The sequence below is a fragment of the Alcaligenes sp. GW821-FHT11D07 genome, assembly GCF_058808495.1.
Window position 1 is genome coordinate 721795 of sequence record NZ_JBXART010000003.1, and the last position, 25803, is coordinate 747597.

Consider the following 25803-nt stretch of genomic DNA (forward strand, 5'->3'; position numbering starts at 1 on the left):
CGGCCTCTGTCGTGTTGGGGGCATCGCACATCAAGCCCTAAGACTTGGCCTGGGCTGTTTGACTCATTGCTCTGCGCTGTTTCTCAATCAAGTTGATTTCGCTTATGCCACACCCACACCATCCCTATCTCCAAGACTGGAATTTGCAGCCTGATGGCCCCGCCATTGAAACCGGCAATGCAAGCTTGCTTCCGGTGCTCTGGCAGGGGCAGGCAGCCATGCTGAAAGTCTCCAGCTCAGCCGAAGAAATCCAGGGCTACGATTTGCTGGAATGGTGGCAAGGCCAGGGCGCCGCCAAGGTGTGGGCTCGCTCAGAACATGCGATTTTGATGGAACGCGCTACGGGTGGGCGCAGTCTGGCAGGGCTTAGCCACACCGGTCAGGATGAACAAGCCAGCCGCATTATTTGCAATGTCGTGGCCCAACTGCACCATGCCGCCCCTACTTCGCAGGCTCATCCCCGTCCCCCCGCCACACTGACACCGCTGCACGAGCGGTTCCAGTCGCTGCAGCATGTTGATGTCAGCCTTCATCCCGTCCTGCTAAGTGCTAAGCGCACAGCGCACGAACTGTTGGCCCAGCCCCGCGACCTTGTTTGTTTGCATGGCGATATTCATCATCACAATATTCTGGACTTTGGGCCACGGGGCTGGCTGGCTATCGATCCCAAAGGCCTGATCGGTGAACGCGCTTTTGACTACGCCAATCTGTTCTGTAACCCGGATGCGCACACCGCCATTAATGACTATCGATTTTTGACGCGGGTAAGTACTGTCTCTCAGCATGCCCAACTGGACAGGCGACGGCTACTGCAATGGATTCTGGCTTACTGCGGCCTGTCGGCGGCCTGGCACTTTGAAGACCAGAGCGATCCTGCCATTGCCTTGCAAATTGCACAGCTGGCGCAGCAAGCCTTAAACCCCTAGACGCAGGACCGCTAAGCCGGCCCGGTTTCGATCTGCTCGTGCTTGCGATATCGCGTCAGGGACAAACCAGTTTGACGCTTGAAGTAGCGACACAGATAAGACGGGTCCTCGAAATTGAGCTGATCGGCAATCTGCCCGATCGCCAGCTGGCTGTAGGAAAGTAGCGCCTTGATCTCCAAAATCACCTGCCTGTCGATCAAGGCCTTGGGGCTGTCGTTGAAAAACTCTTTGGTCAGCTGTGACAGATAGAAGGGCGTGATGTTGAGTTTGTCAGCATAAAACTTCACATCACGATGTTCTCTGCATTGTTGGCCCACCAATTCCCAGAAGCGCCAGCTGATCATTTCCTTGCGACTGAACTGCTGACCGCCTTGGTATTCGGGCGGAATCTGCTCGGCAATACGCAAAAAGAAATTTTGCAGCTGATTACGCAGCATGATGTGCTGATACAGGGTGCGGGTTTGAACAATCTCGCGCAGTTGTACGAGCCAGGCTGCCAGCAAAGCCCTGTCTTTCTGAGGGGGGACGCATAAGGGATGGTCATGCAGGAACACAAACAGCGGGTTAGGTAACTGATACGCTACCTCAGCCGCCAAGTTCTTGGGCATCAGCAGGAAAAACACCTTAAAGCCGCGCGAGCGCCGTTTCAGTAGCGCAATCGTATCTTCGGCCAGGACCAGCACATCATCGCGCCTAACCACCTGATCTTTGAAGTTCAGACTAAGCAGCGCACGGCCCGACACGCAAATCATCAGAGTCATATAGGCATGACCAAAGGACAAAGGCATGCCCACGCCTTCGGCCAGCGTTGTCTCGCCCGTCAGCAAACCGTCTTTAGCGCTGAATAATTGTGGTATCTGATGCATGGTGCCCGTCTTCCCTTCATCACCCCGCCGCAGGAGGCGATACCTTCCAAAAGTACCGAAACTGCCAAGGTACTGCTCTGTTCCCTGACCCGGCCAAGTTCTATTCTGTTTCCTACTTAATTGTGAGTAAAGAAAATGAAACTTCAAACAGAAAGACTGATATTACGCCCTTGGCAAGACACGGACGCCGAGGATTTGTACGAATACGCCAAAGACGAACGAGTCGGCCCCATTGCCGGTTGGCCTGCACATACCAGTGTTGAAGAAAGTGCTCAGATCATCCGCACAGTTTTCAATATGCCCGAAGTGTACGCCGTCGTGCATAAAGAAAATGGCCGCGCCGTAGGCTGCATTGGCATTTTGATCGGTAAAAACAGCAACTTCGACATCAGCGAAGAAGAAGGCGAAATTGCTTATTGGATTGGCGTACCGTACTGGGGCCAGGGCTTGATCCCCGAAGCTGTGCGCGAAGTGATGCGACACGCTTTTGAAACGCTGAAGCTAAAGGCTTTGTGGTGCGGCTACTTTGCCAACAATGCCCAATCGCAGATAGCGCAAACCAAGTGTGGCTTTCGCCATCACCACACCGAGGAAAACAAGTACAACCAGTTCCTGCAGGACTACCGCACTGAGCACATCAGCCGCATTAGCGCCGAGGAATGGCTGGCTTTGCCCAAAAAGCAGTCCTAATCGCCTGTTGAGCCCGTACGCCTACGCCGCCGCTCTGGGTGTAGAACGGCCCCCAAAACCGGGACAATTGTCCCGGGCTTTTGGGGGCCGTTCACCTTCGGAAGGTGCCTTTAGTCTGCGCTTATCCGCTTATGCCGTTTGCAGGGCATTCTTGGGCTGCTTCAACAAGAGAAACAGCAGGCCAGCAATCAAGGCGGCCAGCCCAGCCAGTACACGCAATATGGTCAGGAATGAAGCGGCATAGCTATCTGCCAATTGCGCCTCCAAACCGGGCAGTTGTTGCGCCGCCAGTTGCAGTTCACCCAAGGCTGCGCGGCTTGCCGCCTCCAAAACGGCCTCCTGTGTAAACATCGTGGTGTCCACGTTCAAGCGATGCTGAATCAAGGTCGCCAGCAGCACGCTAACCACCGCAATGGCGACGCCATCTGCAGAAATACGCACGGTATTGAAGATCCCTGTGGCCATTCCAACACGGTCCGGGCTGACGACGCTGACCGCCATCCCATCCATCAAACCCCAGGGCAAACCAATGCCTATGCCAATCAGCAACAAAGGCAGATGCAGTGCCTGCCCGCCGCCTTGGGCGAAACCATGTGCCAGCCATAGCAAGCCCGCCGACACGATCAACAAACCCAGGCTGGACAAGGTGCCTGCACTAAACCAGCGTGTCAGCAAAGCAGCCAGGAAAGGGATGATCAACAAAGGCGCGGCCAACCACACCATCATTTGTCCGGCCTGCAAAGCACCATATCCATCAATACCGATAAAGCGTCCAGGCAAAATCACAATCAACACAATAAACAGGAACGCTGGCGCAGCGGCCAAGGCCTGTACACCGACGAAACCAGGGTCACGGAAAAAGCTCAAATCAATCATGGGCTTGGCGACACGCTGCTCGATCATCACAAAACCTACAAAGGCCACCACAGCGGCCAGCAGCGCCGCCATCACCCAGGTATCGGACCAACCCCGTTCCGGGATCAACAACATGCCGTAGGTGAACAAAGCCAAGGCCAAGGTAAAGCTGAACGCACCGGGCCAATCCAGAGATCCGGGCGATCCCCCTTGTTTCTGCGGCGTACTGATGAAAACCAGCGCCAAACTGAGCACACCAATGGCCGCAGTTACGTAGAAAACACCTTGCCAGTGCATTGCCTCCACAATCCAGCCAAAGAACCAAGGGCCAAAAGACAGCCCCAGGCCAAACGAGGTGCCTAAAAGACTGAAAGCCCGCGCCCGTGCCCGCCCTTCAAATAAGGGGGCCAAGGAGGACATGGCCGCTGCAAACGCAGCGGCGCCACCCAAGCCTTGCAACAAGCGCAAGATATCGACCCAGAACACCGACGGCATAAAAGGGATGGCAAAAGTAAACAGGCAAAACGAGATCAGGCCAATCAGCCAGATACGTCGTTGCCCGTAGAGATCCGTCAGGCTGCCGGACACCATCATCGCGCCGCCATAGCTCAGGATGTAGGCGTTCATGATCCAGCTTAGCTGGGCCGCACTGCCGCCCAGGTCCGCACTGATCGCTGACAAGACAACAGCCGGGCCGGTAAAGCACAGGGGAATCAACAAACCCGTGAGGCAAGCCGACAGTAACTGCAGCCGACGCATGGCCGGCGAGGAGGAAGTAGAAAGCATGGTTCTCGTTTGCTACTAAAGCGCTAAAGCCTGGCGGCGCACATGAGGAAAGCCATGCAAAACCCCAGGCAAGGTTCAAAGCTTAAGCGCCCCCTGAGAAAAGAAAAATACACTACAGTTATTAATACTTAGGAAATAAATTCTTAAATAGGACCGTCATCATGATGGATAACTTGGGCAGTATGGGCCTGTTTGTGCGGGTAGCTGAACGACTGAGCTTTTCAGCGGTAGCACGTGAATCCGGGCTTTCACCCTCTACCGTAGGCAAGTCCATTGCCCGCCTGGAAGAACGTCTGAAAGTGCGGCTGTTTCACCGCAGCACGCGCACGCTGGCCCTGACTGCTGACGGCAAGATCTTTCTGGAACGCTGCCGCCGCATTCTGTGCGAACTGGAAGCCGCAGAGCTGGAAATGTCCCAAGCCAGTGAAATGCCACGCGGCAAATTGCGCATTAGCCTGCCGCGCTACAGCGGCCTGTTCCAAACCGTCATTGCCGACTTCATGCAGCGCTATCCGGCGGTGGAACTGGATCTGGATTTTTCGGATCGTGTGGTGGATGTGATCGGTGAAAGCTTTGACGCAGCCGTACGCGCCAGCGCGCTGACTGACTCAGGCTTGATGCGTAAACGCCTGGGGACATTTCGCCGTGTTCTGGCCGCCTCCCCCCGCTACCTGAAAGAACATGGCCGCCCTCAAATAGCGATGGATCTGCAACACCATGCTTGCCTGCACTACCGCTTTTTGAATACAGGCAGACTGGAGCAGTGGCCCCTCCCCGGCGATCAGGAGCTACCGGAATTGCCACGCACCTTGATCTGCAATAGCGTGGAAATGCGTGTTCACCTGACGGTACAGGGCAAAGGCATTGCCTGCCTGCCAGACTTCACCGTGGCTGAGCACTTACGCGATGGGCGGCTTGAAACCATTCTGGATGACTACACGCACAAGCAAGTCCCCATCTGGCTGGTCTGGCCCGCCAGCCGCAATCTATCACCGAAATTGCGCGCTTTTATTGATTGCATGAGCAAGGGCATATTGAGCAGCTGAAGCGGACGTTTCCGCGACCGTTTACGCTGGGCTTAGCTCGTTACGTGTCTTGTCCTGACCTAAGGAACGTATGCGATCAAACAAGGCCTGGGCCTCATCAGCAGGCAGTGCCAACCCCAGTCGTTCCTGCAAACACTGTGCCCACGCTCCCACATCCGTGAAATGCTGCGTATGAAGTTCACCAGCATTGCCGCGCCGAGTGTAGCTGTCGTTGACCATAGACTCCCGCGCGCCAGGCTGGGTGCGGCTGATCAGCAAACTGTTCAAAAACAAGGATTGGGGGTAGGTAGAGGTGTACCAATTGCCAATTTCAAAGTCGATGGGCGCTGCAGGCTCCAGACTGTATTCGTACACGGTCTGCCAGGCAGAGCGGGTCTGAAACTGCAAGCTCAGTTCATCCTGTTTTTGAACAATGCGGTATGAGCCATGCGGTGTCGTCTGAGGCGTATCCAGCACGTATTCCAAAGGGGCGGTCTGAGTGGTCGAGCCAAAGGCGACATCGGCAAACCAGCTACGTCCGTCGATCTCCACCCGCAGCAACATATGGGTCAGACCGGTCCGCAACTGCTCGGGCACTTGCCAGCGCACACGGGCGATCAAGGGCGTGACGGTAAAGCCGATTTGCTGCAAGACAGCCAACAACAAGGTGTTGTGCTCAAAGCAATAGCCGCCGCGCTGACGCCCGATCATTTTCTCTACCAGGGCATCCAGGCTCAAGGGTACTGTCTGGCCTGTAAAGGGCGCGATATTTTCAAATGGAATCGACTGAGGATGCAAAAGGTGCAAACGCTGTAAAACCTCCAGCGTTGGCTCCACAGGCCCGCTATAAGCGATACGAGCAAAGTAAGCATCAAGCAAAGCGCTTGTAGACATCACCGTCATCTGAGATCACCGAAAATCGCAAAAAATAAAGGGGGGCAACACCCCCCGACCCACTATAAGCATGAATCCGGAGAGCCGGATCTGCCATCCCACGCGCACCCCATTGCCCGCAGTATGGCAGATCCTTAGTGGCTCAAGCGGCGTGCTGGCTGACGAAGTTCACCAAACTTTGTTTGGGCACGGCACCAACCAAGCGATCAATCACCAAGCCGTCCTTGAACAGCAAAACCGTAGGAATACTTTGCACACCATAGCGCGCCGCCAAATCGGGCGACTGGTCCAGATCGACTTCGCCAAACTGGGCCTGGCCCTGCATATCGTTGGCAATCGCGTTAAAGACAGGTGCCATCACCCGGCAAGGGCCGCACCATTGCGCCCAAAAGCGCACGGCATACACATGGGACGCCTGTCCCAGTTCGGCATCAAAATTGTCCAGATTAAGTGACTTGGGCATGAATAAAGACTCCAAAAAGTAAGAACGGCAGAGCCCGCGCCGGGCAGCCACTGATAATCGCCTAATGCATTAATCAGGCAGACGACGCCCCAGCAACTGGCCGGGCCAGTCCTCTACCTGAAATGTGGCAAGACGTTCATAGCCACACGATTCATAAAATTGCACTAAAGCTCCGGTGCCTCCGCCATAGCAGTCCACACGCAAATACGACACACCGGCGCGGCGAGCCTGATCATCCGCAAAGCTCAGCAAGCTGCGGCCCAAGCCCCGCACTTTTGGGTCACGAGAACTGATCAAGACACGCACATACACTTCTGGCTCGTCTGCAGGCGGCACATAGTCCATGGATTCGCCCAGAATCAAGGCACCCTGAACGCAACCGGCGGGATCTTGTGCCACCCAGGCTCCGGGCAAGGCACAAGCCTCGGCAATCCGCGCAACCTTATCCGGCTGAGTCGACCAGGGCTCCGTTCCCCACTGCCACTTATTTCCCATTTGAGCGAACCAGGCAATAGCCTCGTCAAACAGCGTGAGTACGGCGGGAACGTCTTGCTCCGTCGCACGACGAATCAACCATTGCCCTGTATAGACCCCGATTTTGTTCATTGATTTACCTCTGACTCTATTAACAACTCCCGGCAGTAAAACACGGCCAAGCCCTGACACTGCAAGAAGGTTTCAAGCATCCTGTTATTCAGCCCTGAAACGGCTCATCCCGGTGTGCCTCACGCATTGGCAGTCTGAGGACTCAAACGCGTATCCCACATCGCCAGCCCCAGAGAAATCAGCGCAATAATGACTCCCACCCAGGCCACCGACGCCAGGTTATAGCCCAGGCTGATCGGAATACCGGCCAATAAGGGGGCCAGCGTCAAACCCGCCTGAAACGCAGAGGCATTGGTGGCCCCAGCCAGCATGGGGGCATCCGGCGCCAAGGCGTAGACCCGTCCCCACACGGGCGGATTCAACAAGAAGCCGGCCATTCCCAACATAAACACCATGGCTACCGTAAGCCACAAGGAGGTGGCAAACACGGCGATAAGCACTGAGCTGATAATCAGGCCAATAATCCCCACCACCAACGTTGCCAGAGGTTTTCCATCTGCGGTGCGTCCCCCTATCGTCAAACCGATGAACGCACCCACACCAAACAAGATCAGCACCGCAGGCAGCCATTCGGAGGCCAGACCGCTGACCTGTGTCAGCAAGGCCGCGATATAGCCAAACGTGCCCATATACGCCGCCGTCGTGAACATGGTCGTGGCATAGGCCACCCACAAACCGGGCCGCTTCATGGCGCGTAACTCCGTTGCCAGATCGGGAGCCTGAGCATCGCTGGCACTGTGCCTGGGCAAAGCCAGCAACACCGACACCGCAGAGATCAGGGTGACGACGACTACCGCCCAAAACCCACCACGCCAGCCTGTGGCTTCACTGATGTAAGTACCAGCCGGGCCGCCCAGCACCATCGCCGCCGTCAAACCACTGACCACAATGGACAGCGACTTGGCGCGTCGGTCTGGCGGGGACAATTGCACCGCCGTGGCCGCTGCCACCGACCAGAAACACGCATAAGCCAGGCCCATGAAGAAACGACCCAGCAAGATTGCGCCGTAGCCCTGAGCCAACAAACTAATTAGCGTCGCCACAACAAAAGCCATCTGGCTGATGAATAAGGAGCTGCGAGCAGGCCAGCGCACGGCCAAAATCGCAAAGGGTGGCCCGCCAATCAGCGCCCCCACCGCAAAGGCTGAAATCAAAGTGCCCGCGGTGGGCAAGGAAATGCTTAGATCCTGCGCGATCATGGGCAAGATGCCGCCCATCAAGAACTCCGCGCTGCCCATGGCAAACAGACTAAATGCCAACAAATAAACGGCTGAGGGTATGGTTTCGCTGCTTTTAGTGCGACTCATGACGAACATCCAGATCCAAGAAACCTTAAGCCACCAGCTTGATCAGCAAAGCGCTGACATACATGCCCAGACCAAAAATGGCGTGCGTCACCAAGCTACGCAAGCGATTGATCCAAGGAGTAGGAGTACGCGAGGCCGCCAAACCGGCGCCCATAGCAGGTTGCATCACTAAAAAAGGGAAAAATACCGTGACCGCACCCACGATGACGGCGGGCAAGCAGCTAGGGGCCTGCAGCCATGCCGTGCCGTAGAGGGCGATCAACAAGAAGGCGAAGGCAATGCCCACGGCATAGTGAATGATCCAACCCAGGGCCAGCTCCCCCGCAATGGGCGCAGCCTTGCCAATATTGTTGTGTGCAATTTGCCCCCGCAGCACATGACCGGCCCAGCGGCCCACCATGGCGTAGTTCAGCGTCATCACGCCAAAAGCCTTTTGAATCAGGCCCCAGATATCCATGAACAGCGTCGCCCCGACTCCAATCAGAATCACCTGAACCCATTCACTCATCGATAACATAGGTCGTCCTTTAGCTTGATAAGCACATCGTTATTTGCCATGATAGAAGTTGAAGTCAACTTCAAGTCAACAGGTATCAGATGGATATTTCAGAAGTCGCCAAAGAGATCGGTCTGCCCTCCTCCACCCTGCGTTATTACGAGAAGCAAGGCTTGATTACGGCTATCAGCGAACCGGGCTTACGGCGACGTTTTCATCCGCGTGTACTGGATCAACTGGCCCTGATTGCCTTGGGACAAGCAGGTGGATTGAGTCTGGAGGAAATACGGGCCATGTTGCCGTCCGAAGGAACCCCGCAGGTGGACCGGCAATTGCTGCTGTCCAGAGCAGATCAGATTGACGCCACCATCAAGCGTTTACGCGCCATGAGTGAAGGCCTACGCCACGCGGCCCACTGCCCGGCCAGCAACCATGCTCAGTGCCCACAGTTTCAGCGCTTGCTCAAAGCCGCAGCCAACAGAGTCAAAAAACACAAAACCACGAACCTGAAACAGCCCGGTGCCTCGTTTACGCAAACGGGTTAAGCAGCACCAAAACAACACCGTATTTTGAGGCCGCCCCAGGTCCGACCTTATAATCGCAAGTTGGCACGATGCGCCGTAAGTTTCATCTTGAGCGCATTTAAGCGAGCCGCACAGAGCGCCGCCGCCCCTATTTTCATTTATTCACATGAGGAGCCGTCTTCGTGACGAGCGTAGAGTCAGCAACCCGATAAGCCGCAACAAGCTTCTGTCTTGTTGCGGCGTCCTGTACGACCAATCGCGCTGATTGTTAACAAACAGACGCCGCCCGATCTCTCTGTTTTCGAGCGGTATATTTGTTATGGCTTCCTCTCGCCCATCGTGGGCTTATACGCTGCCAGCAACCTTGCTGTTGATGGCGCCCTTCGACATCCTCGCTTCTTTGGGGATGGATATTTATCTGCCTGTTGTGCCCGCCATGCCCGGTCTGCTTGGCACCACTCCCGCGATCATCCAGCTGACCCTTAGCCTGTACATGTTGCTGCTGGGTGCCGGTCAACTGCTGTTTGGCCCGATCTCCGACCGCATTGGCCGACGTCCTGTCTTGCTGGCCGGAGCTGCCCTCTTCGTGCTGGCCTCAACAGCAGTTGCCTTTTCCAGTTCCGCCTGGGCGTTTGTCTGCTTTCGCCTGCTACAGGCGCTGGGTGCATCTGCCACCATCGTGGCCTTGTTTGCCACCGTGCGGGATGTCTATGCCGAACGGCCCGAAGGCGCCGTGATCTACAGCGTCTTCAGTTCCATCCTGGCCTTCGTTCCTGCACTGGGACCGATTGCAGGCGCACTGATTGCGCAATTGGGCGGCTGGCAGGCAATATTCCTGACACTGGCTGGCTTGGGCCTGATCGCGTGCTTGCATGCCGTGTTCAGTTGGCATGAAACCCTGGTCAAGCAACCCGAGCGCACACGGCAATCGTCCTTGGCAGTGCTTAAAAGCCCCCACTTCTGGGTCTACACCTTGGGCTTTTCCACCGGCATGGGGACATTTTTTGTGTACTTTTCAACTGCCCCGCGCGTGCTGATCGGCCAGGCTGGCTATTCCGAACTGAGCTTTAGTCTAGCTTTCGCCAGCGTCGCGCTGGTCATGATTGTCAGCACACGGTTCGCCAAGACGTTTGTGGCCAAATGGGGCCTTGCCGGATGTCTGGCGCGGGGCATGTTCCTGATTGCACTGGCCGCTCTCTGGCTGGCAGCAGCTCAGCTTTTGCTGGAGCCCTCGTTCCTCAGTTTTATTCTGCCTATGTGGCTGGCAGCCGTCGGCATCGTGATGACAGTCTCTGTCACGGCTAACGGCGCCTTGGCAGGATTTAACGATATTGCAGGCTCCGCCGTGGCGATTTACTTCTGCCTTGAAAGTCTGATTGTCAGTATCGTGGGCACTCTGGCAGTCACCTTGCTCGATGGCGATACTGCTTGGCCGTTGGTGGTGTTTGGACTGGGAATGAGCGCCTTGGTAGCCGCAGGCTTGCTGATGCTGGCACGCTTACCAGAGCAGCAAGGGAAAGCCAGCTAAAAGCCTTCCCTTAGCAGACGACGATCAATGGCCAGCCGGCACCCGGCCTGATCGTCGCCCTCAGGCTGGGCCACATTGCCTTCAAGACGAAGCTGATGTGCGCTCAGTGACCGGGTCTAGCTCATACGTCACCCAATCAGTTTTTGTAGCCATACCGTCATACAGCAGTTGGGCCTGGGCATTATCGTGAGCGGTAATCCAGCGTAGCGTTGACCATCCCCGCTCCTGCGCCACCTGGGCGACGGCAGCAATCAAACGCCGCCCCACACCGCGCCCCCGATACTCATCCACCACCAACAAATCATCCAGAAATCCTGAGTCACGACCCAGTAAGGTTTCCGGAACCCAGCGGTAATGAGCCAACCCGATCAGTTCCCCACTCGGCAAGCTGGCCAGCAAACCTTCTACAGGGTGATCCGCTGCCATAAGCCAGGACCAGCTACGGCTCAGGATGTCCTCATCCATGGGAACCTTGTAAAACTGGGCATAGGCACGGAAAAGACGCGCCCAGGCCGGCCTGTCGCCCGGCTCCACAGGGCGAATCAACAAGTCTGCGTCGTTCACAAGCGGTGTATTCATCGTCAACTGTCCTTACCAGGAAGTCGCGATAGTAGCTTGCTCTTGATGCGTAGGGAAATACGGCAGTACTTCCTGGGCCAGTTCCTGAATCACCTCGGCTGCGGGTCTTTCCGAAAACTGAATCCCTAGGGCCGCATGGTTCACTCCCGCCGCCTGCCATTCTTCCAGCAACTGGATCAGCCCCTTGCGACCGGTGCGCAGTGTGAAACCCCCTCTTAAGGGTGTGCGCGGGTAGTTCGGGTCCTCCACCAGATCCAGCCATTCATTCGTCATGTGAGGCCGAAAGCCACCGTCGGGGATCAACTGACGCCAGGCGCGAATCTTGGCGGCCAAGCGCTGTGGCCCCAGAAGGTTATGCGTCGAATCCGGGTAGGTCAGCCAACCATCAGCATTTCTGGCGACCCAATCCAAGGACTGGCCCGATGCACCTGTGATGATTAAGGGAATCGCCCCTGTCACCGGCTTGGGTAAAAGTTCTGCGCCCTCAAACTGCCCCAAGGGAGAATCAATCGCCAAAAGACCCGGCTGCATTAACTGCCGAAAATAGCTGACAGCCTGAGCAAAACGCTCTGCCCGCGCTGCATGCTCCAGGCCATAGGCGGGAAACTCTATGGGGCGGTCACCGGAGGCAATGCCCATCACCAAGCGGCCACCTGAAAGCTGATCCAGAGTACTGGCGGCTTTGGCCAGATCAATGGGGTGGCGCAGGGTAAAGATCGCGCTGCCCGTTGCCAGAGCCACCCGCTTGGTACGTGCCGCCAGATAGCCCAAATAGCTAAAGGGGTCGAACACCTGCCCCGCATCCCCGAACCTAGGATCAAACAAAGGTACATCCCGCAGCCATAGCGCTGCAAAATCATGCTGATCGATGGCTTCCACCAAGTCCGCCTGCCCGGCCAACACAGCCATATCGCCCTGATAAAAACGTAGGGGCAGGAAAATGCCCATGGTCAGACGGTCCGGTGCAAACATGCGTCGGTATCCAGGATGACCCTGAAAAGCAGCAAATGAAGCCCCTGCATGGCTATCCAGAGAGTGTGTTGTATTGCTCATCTCACGCTCCACGTGCCGGTTCAGGCAAGCTGACGCCTTTGCGCACAGCGGGCCGCTGCGCCACCCGTTCATGCCAGGCACTCAGATGTTCGTACTGGCTGAAATCAAAATCAATAATTCTGGCAATGTGCGTCCAGCCAAAAAGGGCGATATCCGCAATGGAATAGCTTTCGCCCGCAAAATAGGGGCGGTCAGCCAGGTGCTGATCCAACACAGCAAACAAATCCTGCGTCAGACGCTGGTAGCGCTCAATGGCAGAGGGAATCTTGTCTGCGGCGAAGAGTTCAAAATGCACGCGCTGCCCCAGAATTGGCCCCACGCTGGAAGCATGAAATTGCAGCCACTTGATGGCCTCCCACCGCGCCAAGGGCTCTTGCGGCAGCAGCCGGCCTGATTTCTCCGCCAAATACAGCAAAATGGCTGCGGACTCGAACAAGGTGACGCCCGTCTGCTGATCGTGAATTACCGGGATGCGGCCATGCGGATTCAGAGCCAAAAAATCCGGCTGCTTGTGTTCATGGTCATCAATGCGCACATGATGCAGGCGGTAAGGCAATTCCAGCTCCTCCAGCGCAATCGTCGCCTTGAAGCCGTTAGGCGAACTATCGGTATAGAGCTCAATCATGATGGGGTTCCTTAGATTACAGTCCGCCTGACTTTTACGATAAAGTTAAGCTAAACTTTCAAAAACAATGGAGCCCTTATTTTCTCTGCACTCCACAGCGAAACGAAACGATTTAATCTGCTTTATAGATTTAGAAAAACTAAACCATGAACCCTGTCTTTCCCTTGCTCGCCCTGCGTGCTTTTACTGAAGTGGGCCGCCACGGCAGCATCAAGCATGCTGCACAGGCCTTGGGCGTGACCTCCGGCGCGGTCAGCCAGCAGATTCGGCAATTGGAAGATCGCTTGGGCCTGACGCTATTTGTGCGCGGCCACCAGAAAATGAGCTTGAGCGAGGACGGTGCGCGGGTCTACCCCACTTTGCTGAGCGCGTTTAATCAGATTGAAAGCGCCTTGCAAACTTTGAAAGCCAGCAAACAGCGCAAGACCATCACCATTAGTACCGTGCCCTCTTTTGCTGCGTCCTGGCTGGTGCCCAGGCTGGGAGACTTCGCCCGCCTGCATCCCGAAATTGAAGTACGCGTAGAAGCCTCCCCCAATCTGGTGGATTTGCGTCGGGACCGAGTAGATATAGCGATACGGCATGGCTTGGGGCAGTACCCTGGTCTGCAAGCGGAGCACCTGATGGCGCCAGTGCTCCTGCCTGTGGCCAGCCCGGAGTTGATCGCGTCCCAGCCCGCTATTCATGAGCCCGCTGACTGCCTGAATTGGCCCTTGCTGCAAGATGCAGACCGGGCTGATTGGGCGCTGTGGCTAGCCGCACACGAGGTAGCCGAAGATCCACGAGCCGAACGCGGCACAGCGTTTGAGGATGACTATCTGCTGATTCGCGCTGCCATTGCCGGTTTGGGTCTGGCCCTGATCCCGCAAGAATACGCCCACGATGAAATAGCCGCTGGCCGCTTGGTACAAGTGCTTAACAAGCCCTGGCCCACCCGCTTTGCCTACTATCTGGTGACCTTACCCGACGCGCAGCAGCGCCCGGAAGTACGTGCTTTTGCTGATTGGATAAAAAAAACCCCGTCCCTAAGGACGGGGCAAAACTCAACAAGCAAGTGAAAAACGCTTAGGGCAGTTCCACCACCACCGCAGCACGGGGACGGGAACAGCACAACAAAACCTTGCCATCTGGAACCGGGTCCAGAGGCTCTTCAAAATAATCGACGTCGCCAGAAACCAACGTACACATGCAGGTGTTGCACAGGCCAGCCCGGCAATTAAAGTCCGGGCTCAAGCCCGCTTCCTCGGCCAAATCCAACAGCGAGGGACAATCCTCATGCCATTGCGCCTGACGGCCATCAGGCAAAAAAGTGACTCTCTGCGTAGCGTCCTGCTCGCCGACATTCCCGGACTCAGAAGGCTGGGCGGCCAACTCAGACGCCGCTGTGGGCGGCTCGGGCTGCGCTGCTGCGTCCTCCGCGCGACTGACAGCGGCATTCACCACGGTCTGCTCCAGCACGGTCGCAGGCCCAAAAAACTCGTAATGAATGCGGTTCTGCGCTACTCCCAAACTACGCAACACACCGTAGTTAAGCTGCATGAAGGCACTGGGGCCGCACAGGTAAAAATCGTAATCATCCAGCGGCAAGCAACGCTGCAGCTGCTCACGGGTAATCAATCCAGAAAGCTGGTGAAGACCAGCCTGCAAATCGCGCTCTAAAGGATGGCGATAGCAAAAATGCAGTTGTACCCCCTCGCGTTGCGCGGCCAGTTCACGCACTTCGTCGGCAAAGGCATGCACACTGCTGTTGTCGCAGGCATGGATAATATGCACCTGACGCTGACTACGCTTGACCAGCCGGTGCAACATGGCCAGCAAAGGTGTTTGCCCCACCCCACCACTGAGCAAGACCACGGGACGTTCGCTACTTTCATCCAGCACGAAGTCGCCCATGGGTCCAGCCGCACTGAGCACATCACCTACTTGCACGTGCTGGTGCAAGTAGGACGAAGACAGGCCATCGGCCACACCCAGATCAGCCGGCGCTTTTTCGTGTTTGACGGAAATTCGCACCCGGTCCAGACAGTCCGGATCACCCGACACGCTGTAATTGCGCAGCACTGGCTGCCCATCTACCGACAGGCGAAACACCAGATACTGCCCGGGCTGATACGGCAGCATCGGGCCCTCCACCGGTTCCAACAGGAAGGAGGTAATGGCCTCGCTTTCCGGTGTTTTTTCCAGAACGCGATAGTCCCGGAACCGGCGGCTAGTCGAGCTGTCTGCAGACAGAGGCGATTCAGTCATGCCCATTGCCTCAGGCCGAAACCGTCTCACTGGCCGCTGCCTGTTCAGCCTGAATCAGCTGGCTGATCTTGCGACGAAAGCGCAGGGGGCCAGAATCCAGTGGCAGGTCCAAGGCGGCAGGACGATCCTTCAAGCCTTGATGCACCGCTTCCAGAACAACTTTGTCTTCCAGGAAAGCATGGCGCACGTCTTCATTGAAGATCTTGGAGATGGCTTCATCATCCGGGCTGAAATTGCGCAGCTGGAACCAGAAATAGCGTGTGTGCTCTTCGTCGATGGGCGTCAGAAAGTTGTAGGAATCCATCAAGAAAACGTCTTGATGATATTGGCTGGGCTCCTCGGTCGCAGCACCGGCGGGCAAAAAGATCGCCTTGATCACCGCCAAGGATGGGAAACGAACTTCGTACTGCTGTTTGCGGTCGCAATTTCCGGCAAATTTCACGAATTGCTTGTAAAAAGGCGCAACTTCTACATCTTTGGACCAACGCGACACCGTGACGCCACTGTCTTCCACCTTGACGGTTGAAGGCAGGCCAATAATGTCCGGGCTGCCAAAAGAGCTCTGGTGTACCCAAGAAACGTGCGACGGGTCCAACAAGTTGTCGGTGACGTACAGGTAATTGCAGTCCAGCTCCATGGCATCGCCACTGTTCACGCCCCACTCCGGCTGGTCCCACTCGGGAATATCAATCAGCTTGGAGGCGTCTGCCAATTCCGGCTCTCCCATCCAGACCCAGACCAGGCCATAACGCTCCGTACAGGGGTAGCTGCGCACCAGCGCGCTTTTAGGGATTTGCGCCACGCCCGGCGCCTTGGTACAGGCACCGCTGCAATCGAAAGTCAGGCCGTGGTAGCCGCATTCCACCTGATCGCCAATCAAACGCCCTTTGGATAAAGGCAGACGACGGTGCGGACAGGAATCTTCCAGGGCGACGGGCTGGCCGTCTTCACGGCGATACATCACCAGGTTTTCGCTAAGCATACGCACGGGCTGCAAGCTGCGACCTAACTGCGTAGCCAATGCGCCTACATACCAGGCATTACGTACAAACATGATTTACCCCCAACTCTAAATGCGGCGCATGACGGCAGTAGGGCTCATCATGCTCTGTTAACGCCATGATAATCTCAATCAAATTCAGCCTACCATCCTTATCGTTTAGAATTTCTAAAGTTAAATCACCTCTTTAGACAGGGCCTGTACATCATGGATACCTTGCCTCCACTACGTGCGCTGCAGGTGTTTGAAACGCTGGGCCATAGCCAAAGCTTGCAAGAAGCTGCGCGCCGCCTACAGATCACCCCCGGTGCCATCAGCCAGCAATTACGCTTGCTGGAAGACTCCTTGGGTTGCCGTTTGACCTACAAAGAAGGCAAACGCTTACGGCTGACAGCGGCTGGCGTGCGTTTCCACGAAATCTGCACGCAAGCGTTTGAGCTGCTGCGCGACGGGCAGCAGGAAATGGAGCGTGCGCGCAACACCAGCTTGCTATCCATCAGCGCCCTGCCCTCCATGCTGAAAACCTGGATGGCTCCGCTGGCATTTCAATGGCAAGAACAATACGACCCGGAACTGACGCTGCACCTGAAAGGCAGTCATGCTGAACCCGATCTGGAAGCCGAGCAGATTGATTTTCGGATTACCTACGGGCAAGCCGCCGCACGCCCCCGCAACTTCACAGAACTTTATACCGACCGGGTCGTGCCAGCCTGCAGCCCGTCCCTGCTGCTAGGGCGGGCCGCCTTGCGCCACCCCCGCGATCTGCTGGCCTACCCCTTGCTGTCCTCGGACTGGCAACCGCGGTTTACCTCCCCGCCATCCTGGCGGGACTGGTTTGAATCATTGGATATAGATAGCGGCGAGGCGCCTTTGGATCGCTTCCGTGTCTTTTCCCTCTCACATATGGCGCTGGAGTCCGCCATAGCAGGGCAAGGCTTTGTATTGGCGCAATGCTCGATGATAGAAAAGGAAGTACATAGCGGACAATTGATCCTGCCTTTCTCCCACTCACTCCCCCTGCCCTGGCCCTATGTCTTGACCCGGCGAGCAGGCGCGTTTGAATCACCGCATAGTCAGGATTTTCATCGGTATTTATTGAATCAGGCTCGGCAGCAGGAGCAAATCAATCAGGATCTGCTCAAGCAAGCGCTGGCTTAGTTCATTTTGCTAAGTCTGGCGCGGAGGCGGGCATTCTGGGCAGGCCCGTTTGATAAGTAGCTGACCGGTTAGTGGCGACCGTAGCTGTTGGCGATGCGGATATTGTGGCGGTGTGGCGGTGTGGCGGTGTGGCGGTGTGGCGGTGTGGCAGCGATGCTAATTTTCCGCCCAATTGTTATTAGATCCACCATCGCCCAGCATTCCACAAAAAAAGCGTGCTTGCCGCCCCCGACAGGGACGGCAAACACGCTTTTGATCCGACGGAATAAGCGGCTGTTTCTTAGGCCACTACAGCAGCCAGCGACTCCGCAAAGTAATCCACATTGGAGTTATTCAAGCCAGGCACGCTGATACGGCCCGACTCCAGAACGTAAACACCAAACTCATCGCGCAGTTTCTTGATCTGCTCGGCGCTCAAGCCGGTGTAGCAGAACATACCCTGCTGTTTGACGAAGTAGCTGCTGTCGTACTGGGGAGCCAACTCTTGCAAACGGGCATGCACGCGCTGGCGCATGCTGGCGATACGTTGACGCATAGCTTCCACGTCGGCAGTCCACTCGGCCAGCAAAGCAGGCTCGGACAGCACTGTCGCAATGGCCTGACCCCCGTGAGAAGGTGGGTTGGAGTAGATGCGGCGTACCACTGCCTTCAACTGACCCAGCACACGGTCTGCCTCATCGGCGCTTTTGCACACGACCGACAAGCCACCACAGCGCTCGGAGTAGTAGGAAAAGTTCTTGGAAAAAGAGTTGGCCAGCAAGAAGGTCAAGCCCGCATCAACCATTGCGCGCACGGCAAACGCATCTTCGTCCAGGCTACGACCAAAGCCTTGGTAAGCCATATCCAGGAAAGGGATCAGCTTGCGCTGTTGCAGCACTGGGATCAGCTTTAACCACTGCTCGTCGCTCAGATCTGCGCCAGTGGGGTTATGACAGCAAGGGTGCAGCAGCACAATGCTGTGCTCGGGCAACACGGAGATGTCTTCCATCAGGCCATCAAAATCCAGACCACGTGTGGCGGGATCGTAATAGCGGTAGGTGTGTGTAGGAATGCCCGATCCACGGAAAATAGAGTGGTGGTTATCCCAGGCAGGATCACTGATCCACATTTCGCTATTGGGGTACGCATCGTGCAGGAAATCCCCGCCCACTTTCAAGGCACCCGAACCACCCAGCGTCTGGATGGTTGCGACGCGGCCCTCTGCCAGCACTTTGCTGTCCACACCAAAAATCAGTTTTTGCACTGCTTCACGGTAGGAAGCCAGACCTTCGATAGGCAGATACCCACGTGGCTGGCCTTTAGCGGCCCATTGATCTTCCGCACGGCGCGCGACATCCAGCAAAGGCAGACGGCCTTGCTCGTCGTAATACAAACCGATGGTCAGGTTCACCTTGCGCTCGCGCGGATCGGCGTGAAAGGCCTCGTTCAAACGGAAAATTGGATCGCCACCATAGGCCTGCAAATGCTCAAACATGCTTGTTCCTTGAAAAATTACGGTTGTGGGCCGCCCGGTCTGGTCGACGGACTGTTTGAATAATCATCGACCTTATACCTTGGGCATACATTAGCCAATATATTGGGGATGCTTTTGCAGCGCACGCACAGCTTCGCTCTGTTTGGATGCGTCACCAGACTTGCCCCTCCTGACTGAGCACAGCACCTGTTCTTGTGTAATCGGTGCAAGCAAGAGTCGGTCCTCATAAGGGTATCGGTTTGGCCCCCGCTTCATATCTGGGAGCAAAGGCGGCAACCTTGAATGCGAACTTGCTTGGGCTTAGTCAGCAAAGAATATACATGGCTTTTGCATCATTCAGGACAGCACAGCGGCATTCGCCACTTTTCGCGCAGGGCCAGACTTGCCAGCCAGGGCATTGTCATATGCAGATCCCGGTCAAGACCGTTAACATGGGACTTTCACCGTTTCCCAGGAGTCTGCCGTGTCTGTATCGTCGCTGCCTATCCCCGTATCCTGCCCTTTAGAAGGGGCCAGCAATTTCCGCGATATCGGCGGGTATGCCACTCACAACGGCTCCTTTCGCAAAGGGCGTGTTTACCGCTCTGACCACTTGGCTGATCTAAGCAGCCAGGATTTGAACACCTTGCAGGAACTGGGCATTGCCCGCTCTCTGGATTTTCGCGGTGCACATGAGCGCGAACGCTCGCCTTACCAGTACAGCTTTTTGACCAGTCAGCCACTGACCGTCGAACCTACGGTGCTGGCCGACTTTATGCAGATGGTGGCCAAGGGCCAAATGGACGTCAAAGCAGCGCACGACACCATGAACAAAACCTATGCCGAGTTCGTCACCGCGCACGCCAGCACCTTTGCCCGTGTATTTGACGAGCTGCTGCAAGCAGAAACCCCCGTGGTGATGCACTGCACCGCTGGCAAGGACCGTACAGGGTTCGCGGTTGCCCTCTTGCACCGGGCTGCTGGTGTTCATCCGGATGACGTCATGCACGATTACCTGCTGACACGCGAGTATTTCCGTCGCCCTAAGCTGGCCGACGACCGTGGTATCAGCGAAGAAGTGCTAGATATTCTGTGGGGCGTTAAGCCGGAGTTTCTGGAAACAGCCTTCAACACCATTGATGCCAGCCACGGTGATCTGGAATCCTTTTTCCAGAACGCGTTAAATCTTAGCCCCGCCCGACGCGAGGCCCTGCAAGAGCGCTACATCGCCTAAGCCACACCGACCTGGGTCGCTGGGAGTTCCCAGTGACCTTCCAGGCTCAAGGCCGGACCCAGCACATTGCGCCAGGTTGGCAGGTCATGCATCTGTGTGAACAAAGGCATGCAATAGCGCGGCTGCACCATGTCCACCAGCCAACGCAAATCCGTCAAACGCGGATGCACGTTCCAGCACAAAGTATGGGTGCCACGCGGCGCATGCGGGGCGACATAACCGGTATGGATCAACAAGCGTTCACTGCTGTGTTCAGCCGGGGCCAAAGCCTGATTCTGATGCTCACGAATCAGCTCCCCGGCCTTGCCTTGGCAACCGTCCGGTTCGCCCGCCAACAAAAGATGCGCTTGCGGATCGAACACAGCGGCCCGTGGCATCAACTCCCGCAAAGCCTGCTGCACTCCCGGCAATAACAAATCACTGCTTTGGCTGACCATGCGCGTCAGGTTCTCATAGCACGATGCGTCCATGCTCCAATCCGCAAAACCTTGCTGGTGACGCCACAGAGCAATCTCGATCGCTCGGCCCGAGGGTGGCACCGGCAACAAAGCCGGATGGGACTCCAGCAAAGACTCCAGAATGCTCCAGGCCACATGATGGGACTGATCGTACAAACCATAGGACGCATCCAATAAAGCCAGATGCGCAGGCGGTGGCAAATCAAAAGGAAAAAGCAAAGATTCGCAGGAGAAATCCCCGCTGTAAAACAGGCCGCCCCCCACATCCAGGTGCAGCCAGACACCGCCCAAGGCATGGCCGGACAAGCCGGTACGCACTGCAATGTCGCCAATATAGCTGGTGCCACGAGTAGGCAGTTCGCGCCAGATACGCCCGGCTGGCAAGCTGCGCGCCGTGGACGCAGTGGCATAAATAGGGATATGTTCCGGCAACTGGGACAAAGAGCCAATATGATCCTGATGATCGTGCGTCACCAGCACGGCATCCACCTCCAGACCGTGATACCAGTCGCACACCTGGCCCGGATACAAGGGACCACCTGCATCCAGCAATAGCCGCAAGCCGCATGCCTGCACCAAAATAGCAGCGGGCGCTTTGCCGCCATAGCCGCTTAAGACCGTGACCAAGGTCTGGTTCATGCTCCGTCCCCCACAAGGCATTCAGGCCATAACATCACCGAACCACACCCGGTACCCTGCGTCAGGGCACGGTTGAGCACCGTGCATATCGGCAACGTATCAATAAGCGTAATGGGCCGCAGCACAGGCTGCCGGACAGGAAAAGACATCAACTTAAAGAACCAGAGTCACCGAAGTGCCCTGCCTTGAAAGACCACGACAGGCTCAGGTTAAACAAGAGTTCTTTCAGCCCCGTTACAGATTTATGGCAGTTCGATGTCAGTATCCGCCCCTGCGTGAAGCTGGGCAAACAAAAAAAAGAGCACCGAAAACGATGCTCCAAAAGTGGGGGACTACAAACAGGAACTTAAACAATCAAAGGAGTCAGGAAAACGGCCAGAACCACGGCGGTCAACAAGCGCATCACAATGCCCAGAACCGCAGCCAGCATGACTTCTTTTTCATTCAGATCGGAGCACTCGGCCCAGACCACCGGGATCTGTCCAAAGACGGCCGACAGGGGCAAGCCCGAGGAAGCCAGGACAAACGAGCCCACCACCAGAGAAGGGTCCAGCGTCGAGGCCATTGCCTGCAACTTGCCCATCGCCAAGGTGGGGCTGACCAGCATCGCCAGCACGCCTGTTTCTGGGTGAATATTCAAGGCCAGCAAGCCGCGCTCCAGCACATCACTGATGGGAGCCCACAAGCCAATATGCTCCAGCAGACCAATCACGCAAAACACCAGTGCCACGGCCGGTATCAGGATCAGCAGCAGCAACTCCACCCCTTCCCGAGCGGCCTTGAACAACATGGGTGCAAAATCAATATTGGGCGTGAAGCGAGGGGCAGCCAAGAGATCCACAGAGCGCACATCGCGATACACCAGCCGGGACAGCAACAGCGGAGACAACAACAAGGGTCCGAAAATCGCGATCAACACCACGGCGAACACATTTACCCCGGCAAAGGTCAGCGCCATCATGCCCAGCATGAAGGTAGAAAAAGACTGCTGGGACTGCACCATGGTGGCGACCGCAATCTTTTGCTCATCTTTGGTAGCACCTGCCTGACGCAGCAAAGGCCCGGAGATGCGCCCCGCTGCATTGATGTCGCCAAAAATGTTGTAGACGCTGGGAATAATGACGGCTGGGTTGATGCCAATAGCTCGCATGGCCGGCATGAAGACCCGCATCATGGCGTCCGTGAAACCCAGTCGCTCCAAAAGGCGGCCAATAATGACGCTGATAATGACGGCTACGCCGACATGCCCGGTCAAAAACACATCCACAACCACTGGCTTGACCTTGTTGAGCACGGTGTCGAACGCACCGGACAAGGTAGCGGGAAAAAAGAATAAGGTCAGCATGGCCAGAGCCAGCAAGCTCAGGCCGACCACCTCGATACGCTCCAAAGGCCGTCTGCCAGCAGGTGGGCAATACGCGACTTTATCGACTTCTATTGTTTTGTTATCCATGTCTCTCTCCATTGTGAGAACGGGACCTACTGGAAGCTCAGCACATTCTTGCCCATCAAATGCGCGGTGGAAAAATGCTGGGCATACTCACGCAAACGGGCGCCACCCACCTCGTGCACGGGCGTGGATGTCACTCTGTCGCGAAACATCACTACCTCCACCCCATCCAGCAAGGCGCTCAGGGCGTAAGCCAGCGGCAGGCCGTTCTCCAGTATTTCCAGCACGTGGCTATTACCCACCAGAAAATTCAGACCCAGTTCGCGAGCACATTCGATCAGCGCATGGCCCTCGTAGACACGGCTGATGGAGGCCAGCACCGTATCCACGCCCGGATTCTCGGCCACGGCCTGACGCAGGTGATCGGGGCTAAAACCCGTATGCGGAAAGATGTGCAGAATGCGGCCCACGCGGCTGCTACGCTCGCCCAGACGGATGGCTCCGCGCGTCAGGGTGCTGGTCTCCAAAATATTGTCATTGCCCTTGATGTGTCGCTCTGCCTGCAAGATCTGATCCTCCAGATCCAGACCCATAAAGCCATCCAGCCTGTCCAGCATGTCGCCCAGATTGCTGACGCCTTCCAGCGGTTCGCCCACAAACATGACATTGCCATGGATCCCCCCATAGGCAATATCGCTTTTCATGACTTTGTGGCCATGCAAATAGGCAATGCCCGGGTGCAGACCGTGGAAGGCTTCGTGGCACTCCAGCGCCGCCACGCCATATAGATCCAGGTAATCCTTCAAGGTCACGCCCCCGCAACTGGCCGCATCCGCAATCGGGTGATGCGCAATGATGGCATCGACCCCTGTCGCACCCGCCAGCTCGATGCTGAGCTCGGACATGGTCATGCACACGGCGACCTTACGGATTTCTTTATTGGGATCACCGTGGATCAGCCCTGGAATTTCCAGCACCTGCTTGCCGTAGATTCCAGAGGACTTCCAGATAACGAAAGGATGGTTGCCGCACTTGACCTCATCCATACAGGACACCATGCGTCCCCCCGTAATTACATTCAATGCATCCAGCAAATCGGCTACATAGGCCATGATTTTGTCTCCAAATAAAAAAGCCGGCCTCCGGCCCTGGGAGTTCCCAGTGCCCGAGGCCGGCGGTATGCAAGCACTTCCTGTCGGCAACTTCCGCAAGTGGACCTGTCAGGGTCTGAACTTGGCACCAAAGACAAGGTGCACACAGCACACCCGGCTTTGATTGGAAGGACAACAAGACTGTCTACCAGTCAGCTTCTTTTTATCGATTTGGAATTCAGGGCAACGGTATGCACCAGTGCCACTGCATTCACACTCCTTTTTGCAACAACACCATGGTGGAGGACAATTGCGCCGCGGCATCGTAATCCTTGAAGATAGCCACGACATCCAGCCCATACTCTTCCACCAAAATCTGCTTCATCTCCTTTTTGAAGGCCTTGATCAGATACAGATCAGCCAGGTCTGCGATATGCGCGTTTTCACGGCTCAGCGTCTGCAAGGCTGGCTGGCGTTTGTGAACCGCCAACATACTGATCCTGTCATCCAGCACATCAATTTTCAGTGTCACCACACCCGATGCAAAAATACTGCTGTTGATGCGGTTGTAGTCCCGGGTCAGTGCCTGCTTGAATTCGCCTAAAGAAGAAAAGCCTGCCATTCCCATTGCCTACCCCCAACACGCTTGAATTATTGTCGTTTTTCAGTGTGCGGCAACGCTCTCCGAAGAGCGCTGGGCAAGCCTATAACGGCGATACGCCAAGCCAGCCACCGCAATATCCTCAATTGCCACACCCACTGATTTATACACGCAAATACCCTGTGCGTCGTAGCCCTGCCCATGGCTCAATTGCAACCAATCGCTTAGCTCATGCAACTTGTCTTGAATGCGGCAGTCAGGAGCCGCCAGGATCAAGTCCCCGGCTTCAGACAAGGTTTGTTCGCTCCACTCCACCACAATTTTGCTGGCACGCGTCAAGCAGGCATCATCCAGTTCACGCGCAGCCGGCAGACTGGAACCCACTGCCGCCACAAAGCAGCCAGGTTTCAAGGTATGACCGTCAAACAAGGGTTCGCGGCTACGGCTGGCTGTCACCAGAATATCCGCCTGTACGGCAATCTCGTCAGGGCGGGCGGCACGCACGGGAACACCGCAGTCCAGCTCCAGTTGACGGCAGCGAGCCTCGTCCACATTCGGGCTCCAAACCAATACACGGCGCAAATCAAAAGCCTGGCAAAACTGACGCACATGCGCTATTCCCTGAGCCCCCAGCCCCATCACGCCCAAAGTCTGGGATTGCGGGTTGGCACCGCGCTGCGCTGCCAGGACCGAGCAAGCCGCCGTGCGCCACTGCGTAATCGCCCCAGCATCCAAGGTGGCCAAAGCTTGTCCGCTACGTGCATCAAACAGCACAATCACGAAGTTAAAAGCCCCTTGCACGGTGGTGTAGATTTTTGCCCCAGCCACTTGCTGACCGGGAATGACCGCCCCCAATGTAGACAGGCGGATGTCGCTTGCCTGGGTGCGCACACGACGCTGCTGCGCCGCCTGGCCGCGCCCGAACTCAACAAACGCCTCCTCCAGCACCTGCTGCACCGCGGGGGCATCAAGCAGTTCATGTAGTTCTTGATCCGTAAAGTGCAGCATGCGCAATTCCCCTTACCAAATCACCGTGACATCACCGCGCACAAAGGTCTGGCATGCCATGCGAAACCCTTCGGCCAGATCCTGTTCGGACAGGTGTTTATGCTCTTTGGCTTTAACCTCATCGGTGTTGTCCAGGCCTGCCGTAATCCGGCATTTGCACGTACCGCAGATACCACCTCCGCACTTGAACGGAATACCGCCCCGCTCTCGGATGGACACACGCAGCAAGTTGCTGTTTTCAGCGGCGGACACCACCAAATCGTTGTTTGACGCAAATGTAATCTGAACCATATTTTGCTAC

27 protein-coding genes are annotated in these 25803 nt (G+C 56.3%); 8 read left to right on the forward strand and 19 right to left on the reverse strand.

The window, feature by feature from the left end; genetic code table 11:
• Positions 1 to 104 precede the first annotated feature (104 nt).
• Complete coding sequence (locus AC1RSM_RS16300; protein WP_492933612.1) at positions 105 to 926, forward strand: aminoglycoside phosphotransferase family protein; 822 nt, start codon at positions 105 to 107, stop codon at positions 924 to 926.
• Positions 927 to 937: 11 nt separating this feature from the next.
• Here AC1RSM_RS16300 and AC1RSM_RS16305 read toward each other — a convergent pair whose 3' ends face one another.
• Positions 938 to 1792 (reverse strand): helix-turn-helix domain-containing protein, encoded by an 855-nt coding sequence (locus tag AC1RSM_RS16305; protein ID WP_492933614.1) that lies wholly within the window; start codon positions 1790 to 1792, stop codon positions 938 to 940.
• Between the two features lie 135 nt (positions 1793 to 1927).
• Between AC1RSM_RS16305 and AC1RSM_RS16310 the strand changes: the two genes are divergently transcribed.
• A complete protein-coding gene (locus AC1RSM_RS16310) occupies positions 1928 to 2482 on the forward strand; it encodes a GNAT family N-acetyltransferase (RefSeq protein WP_492933616.1) in 555 nt (184 codons plus the stop codon).
• Positions 2483 to 2611: 129 nt separating this feature from the next.
• Here the strand turns inward: AC1RSM_RS16310 and AC1RSM_RS16315 are convergent, their stop codons facing one another.
• Positions 2612 to 4123, reverse strand: coding sequence for an MFS transporter (locus AC1RSM_RS16315; protein ID WP_492933617.1), 1512 nt, complete (start codon positions 4121 to 4123; stop codon positions 2612 to 2614).
• 164 nt (positions 4124 to 4287) lie between these two features.
• Here AC1RSM_RS16315 and AC1RSM_RS16320 point away from each other — a divergent pair, with 164 nt between their 5' ends.
• A complete protein-coding gene (locus AC1RSM_RS16320; protein WP_492933706.1) occupies positions 4288 to 5169 on the forward strand; it encodes a LysR family transcriptional regulator in 882 nt (293 codons plus the stop codon).
• Between the two features lie 21 nt (positions 5170 to 5190).
• Here the strand turns inward: AC1RSM_RS16320 and AC1RSM_RS16325 are convergent, their stop codons facing one another.
• The 5 genes from AC1RSM_RS16325 to AC1RSM_RS16345 form a co-directional block, all read right to left on the reverse strand.
• Positions 5191 to 6042 (reverse strand): arylamine N-acetyltransferase family protein, encoded by an 852-nt coding sequence (locus AC1RSM_RS16325; protein WP_492933619.1) that lies wholly within the window; start codon positions 6040 to 6042, stop codon positions 5191 to 5193.
• A 142-nt stretch (positions 6043 to 6184) separates the two neighbouring features.
• Positions 6185 to 6505: a thioredoxin gene (trxA, locus tag AC1RSM_RS16330; RefSeq protein ID WP_492933620.1), complete on the reverse strand. Its 321-nt coding sequence runs from the start codon at positions 6503 to 6505 to the stop codon at positions 6185 to 6187.
• A 69-nt stretch (positions 6506 to 6574) separates the two neighbouring features.
• Complete coding sequence (locus AC1RSM_RS16335; protein WP_492933622.1) at positions 6575 to 7111, reverse strand: GNAT family N-acetyltransferase; 537 nt, start codon at positions 7109 to 7111, stop codon at positions 6575 to 6577.
• 119 nt (positions 7112 to 7230) lie between these two features.
• Positions 7231 to 8418: an MFS transporter gene (locus AC1RSM_RS16340; protein WP_492933623.1), complete on the reverse strand. Its 1188-nt coding sequence runs from the start codon at positions 8416 to 8418 to the stop codon at positions 7231 to 7233.
• 25 nt (positions 8419 to 8443) lie between these two features.
• Positions 8444 to 8935: a DUF2938 domain-containing protein gene (locus AC1RSM_RS16345; RefSeq protein ID WP_492933624.1), complete on the reverse strand. Its 492-nt coding sequence runs from the start codon at positions 8933 to 8935 to the stop codon at positions 8444 to 8446.
• Positions 8936 to 9015: 80 nt separating this feature from the next.
• Between AC1RSM_RS16345 and AC1RSM_RS16350 the strand changes: the two genes are divergently transcribed.
• Together AC1RSM_RS16350 and cml are read left to right on the forward strand one after the other, a co-directional pair.
• A complete protein-coding gene (locus AC1RSM_RS16350) occupies positions 9016 to 9459 on the forward strand; it encodes a helix-turn-helix domain-containing protein (RefSeq protein ID WP_492933625.1) in 444 nt (147 codons plus the stop codon).
• 298 nt (positions 9460 to 9757) lie between these two features.
• Entirely contained in the window at positions 9758 to 10966 is a 1209-nt protein-coding gene (gene cml / locus AC1RSM_RS16355) for a CmlA/FloR family chloramphenicol efflux MFS transporter (protein ID WP_492933626.1), read from the forward strand.
• Positions 10967 to 11047: 81 nt separating this feature from the next.
• On the opposite strand, the gene AC1RSM_RS16360 is transcribed toward cml, so the two are convergent.
• The 3 genes from AC1RSM_RS16360 to AC1RSM_RS16370 all read right to left on the reverse strand — a co-directional run bounded on the left by AC1RSM_RS16360 (position 11048) and on the right by AC1RSM_RS16370 (position 13223).
• A complete protein-coding gene (locus AC1RSM_RS16360) occupies positions 11048 to 11545 on the reverse strand; it encodes a GNAT family N-acetyltransferase (RefSeq protein WP_492933627.1) in 498 nt (165 codons plus the stop codon).
• A gap of 12 nt (positions 11546 to 11557) precedes the next feature.
• Positions 11558 to 12517 carry an LLM class oxidoreductase gene (locus tag AC1RSM_RS16365; RefSeq protein WP_492933707.1) on the reverse strand — a complete coding sequence of 320 codons (960 nt, stop codon included), beginning with the start codon at positions 12515 to 12517 and terminating at the stop codon, positions 11558 to 11560.
• An 82-nt stretch (positions 12518 to 12599) separates the two neighbouring features.
• Positions 12600 to 13223, reverse strand: coding sequence for a glutathione S-transferase family protein (locus AC1RSM_RS16370; RefSeq protein WP_492933628.1), 624 nt, complete (start codon positions 13221 to 13223; stop codon positions 12600 to 12602).
• Between the two features lie 146 nt (positions 13224 to 13369).
• On the opposite strand from AC1RSM_RS16370, the gene gcvA reads away from it, so the two are divergent.
• Positions 13370 to 14281, forward strand: a complete 912-nt coding sequence (gcvA, locus tag AC1RSM_RS16375; protein ID WP_492933629.1) for a transcriptional regulator GcvA — start codon at positions 13370 to 13372, stop codon at positions 14279 to 14281.
• A 7-nt stretch (positions 14282 to 14288) separates the two neighbouring features.
• Here the strand turns inward: gcvA and AC1RSM_RS16380 are convergent, their stop codons facing one another.
• Together AC1RSM_RS16380 and AC1RSM_RS16385 are read right to left on the reverse strand one after the other, a co-directional pair.
• The gene (locus tag AC1RSM_RS16380) at positions 14289 to 15470 is read right to left on the reverse strand and encodes a 2Fe-2S iron-sulfur cluster-binding protein (RefSeq protein ID WP_492933630.1); all 1182 of its coding nucleotides are present in this window, start codon (positions 15468 to 15470) and stop codon (positions 14289 to 14291) included.
• A gap of 10 nt (positions 15471 to 15480) precedes the next feature.
• A complete protein-coding gene (locus tag AC1RSM_RS16385) occupies positions 15481 to 16524 on the reverse strand; it encodes an aromatic ring-hydroxylating dioxygenase subunit alpha (RefSeq protein ID WP_492933631.1) in 1044 nt (347 codons plus the stop codon).
• A gap of 153 nt (positions 16525 to 16677) precedes the next feature.
• On the opposite strand from AC1RSM_RS16385, the gene AC1RSM_RS16390 reads away from it, so the two are divergent.
• Complete coding sequence (locus tag AC1RSM_RS16390) at positions 16678 to 17628, forward strand: LysR substrate-binding domain-containing protein (protein WP_492933632.1); 951 nt, start codon at positions 16678 to 16680, stop codon at positions 17626 to 17628.
• A gap of 280 nt (positions 17629 to 17908) precedes the next feature.
• Here the strand turns inward: AC1RSM_RS16390 and AC1RSM_RS16395 are convergent, their stop codons facing one another.
• Positions 17909 to 19102: an amino acid aminotransferase gene (locus tag AC1RSM_RS16395; protein ID WP_492933633.1), complete on the reverse strand. Its 1194-nt coding sequence runs from the start codon at positions 19100 to 19102 to the stop codon at positions 17909 to 17911.
• Positions 19103 to 19565: 463 nt separating this feature from the next.
• On the opposite strand from AC1RSM_RS16395, the gene AC1RSM_RS16400 reads away from it, so the two are divergent.
• Complete coding sequence (locus AC1RSM_RS16400; RefSeq protein ID WP_492933634.1) at positions 19566 to 20315, forward strand: tyrosine-protein phosphatase; 750 nt, start codon at positions 19566 to 19568, stop codon at positions 20313 to 20315.
• Here the strand turns inward: AC1RSM_RS16400 and AC1RSM_RS16405 are convergent.
• The 6 genes from AC1RSM_RS16405 to AC1RSM_RS16430 all read right to left on the reverse strand — a co-directional run bounded on the left by AC1RSM_RS16405 (position 20312) and on the right by AC1RSM_RS16430 (position 25793).
• On the reverse strand, positions 20312 to 21412 hold the full coding sequence (locus AC1RSM_RS16405) for an MBL fold metallo-hydrolase (protein WP_492933635.1): 1101 nt from the start codon (positions 21410 to 21412) through the stop codon (positions 20312 to 20314). The genes AC1RSM_RS16400 and AC1RSM_RS16405 overlap by 4 nt on opposite strands.
• Before the next feature lie 346 nt (positions 21413 to 21758).
• The gene (locus AC1RSM_RS16410) at positions 21759 to 22865 is read right to left on the reverse strand and encodes a hypothetical protein (protein ID WP_492933636.1); all 1107 of its coding nucleotides are present in this window, start codon (positions 22863 to 22865) and stop codon (positions 21759 to 21761) included.
• Positions 22866 to 22891: 26 nt separating this feature from the next.
• The gene (locus AC1RSM_RS16415; protein WP_492933637.1) at positions 22892 to 23914 is read right to left on the reverse strand and encodes a Nif3-like dinuclear metal center hexameric protein; all 1023 of its coding nucleotides are present in this window, start codon (positions 23912 to 23914) and stop codon (positions 22892 to 22894) included.
• Positions 23915 to 24164: 250 nt separating this feature from the next.
• Complete coding sequence (locus AC1RSM_RS16420) at positions 24165 to 24515, reverse strand: DUF2294 domain-containing protein (protein ID WP_492933638.1); 351 nt, start codon at positions 24513 to 24515, stop codon at positions 24165 to 24167.
• 42 nt (positions 24516 to 24557) lie between these two features.
• Positions 24558 to 25502: an ornithine cyclodeaminase family protein gene (locus tag AC1RSM_RS16425; protein WP_492933639.1), complete on the reverse strand. Its 945-nt coding sequence runs from the start codon at positions 25500 to 25502 to the stop codon at positions 24558 to 24560.
• 12 nt (positions 25503 to 25514) lie between these two features.
• The gene (locus tag AC1RSM_RS16430) at positions 25515 to 25793 is read right to left on the reverse strand and encodes a 2Fe-2S iron-sulfur cluster-binding protein (RefSeq protein WP_492933640.1); all 279 of its coding nucleotides are present in this window, start codon (positions 25791 to 25793) and stop codon (positions 25515 to 25517) included.
• Positions 25794 to 25803 lie beyond the last annotated feature (10 nt).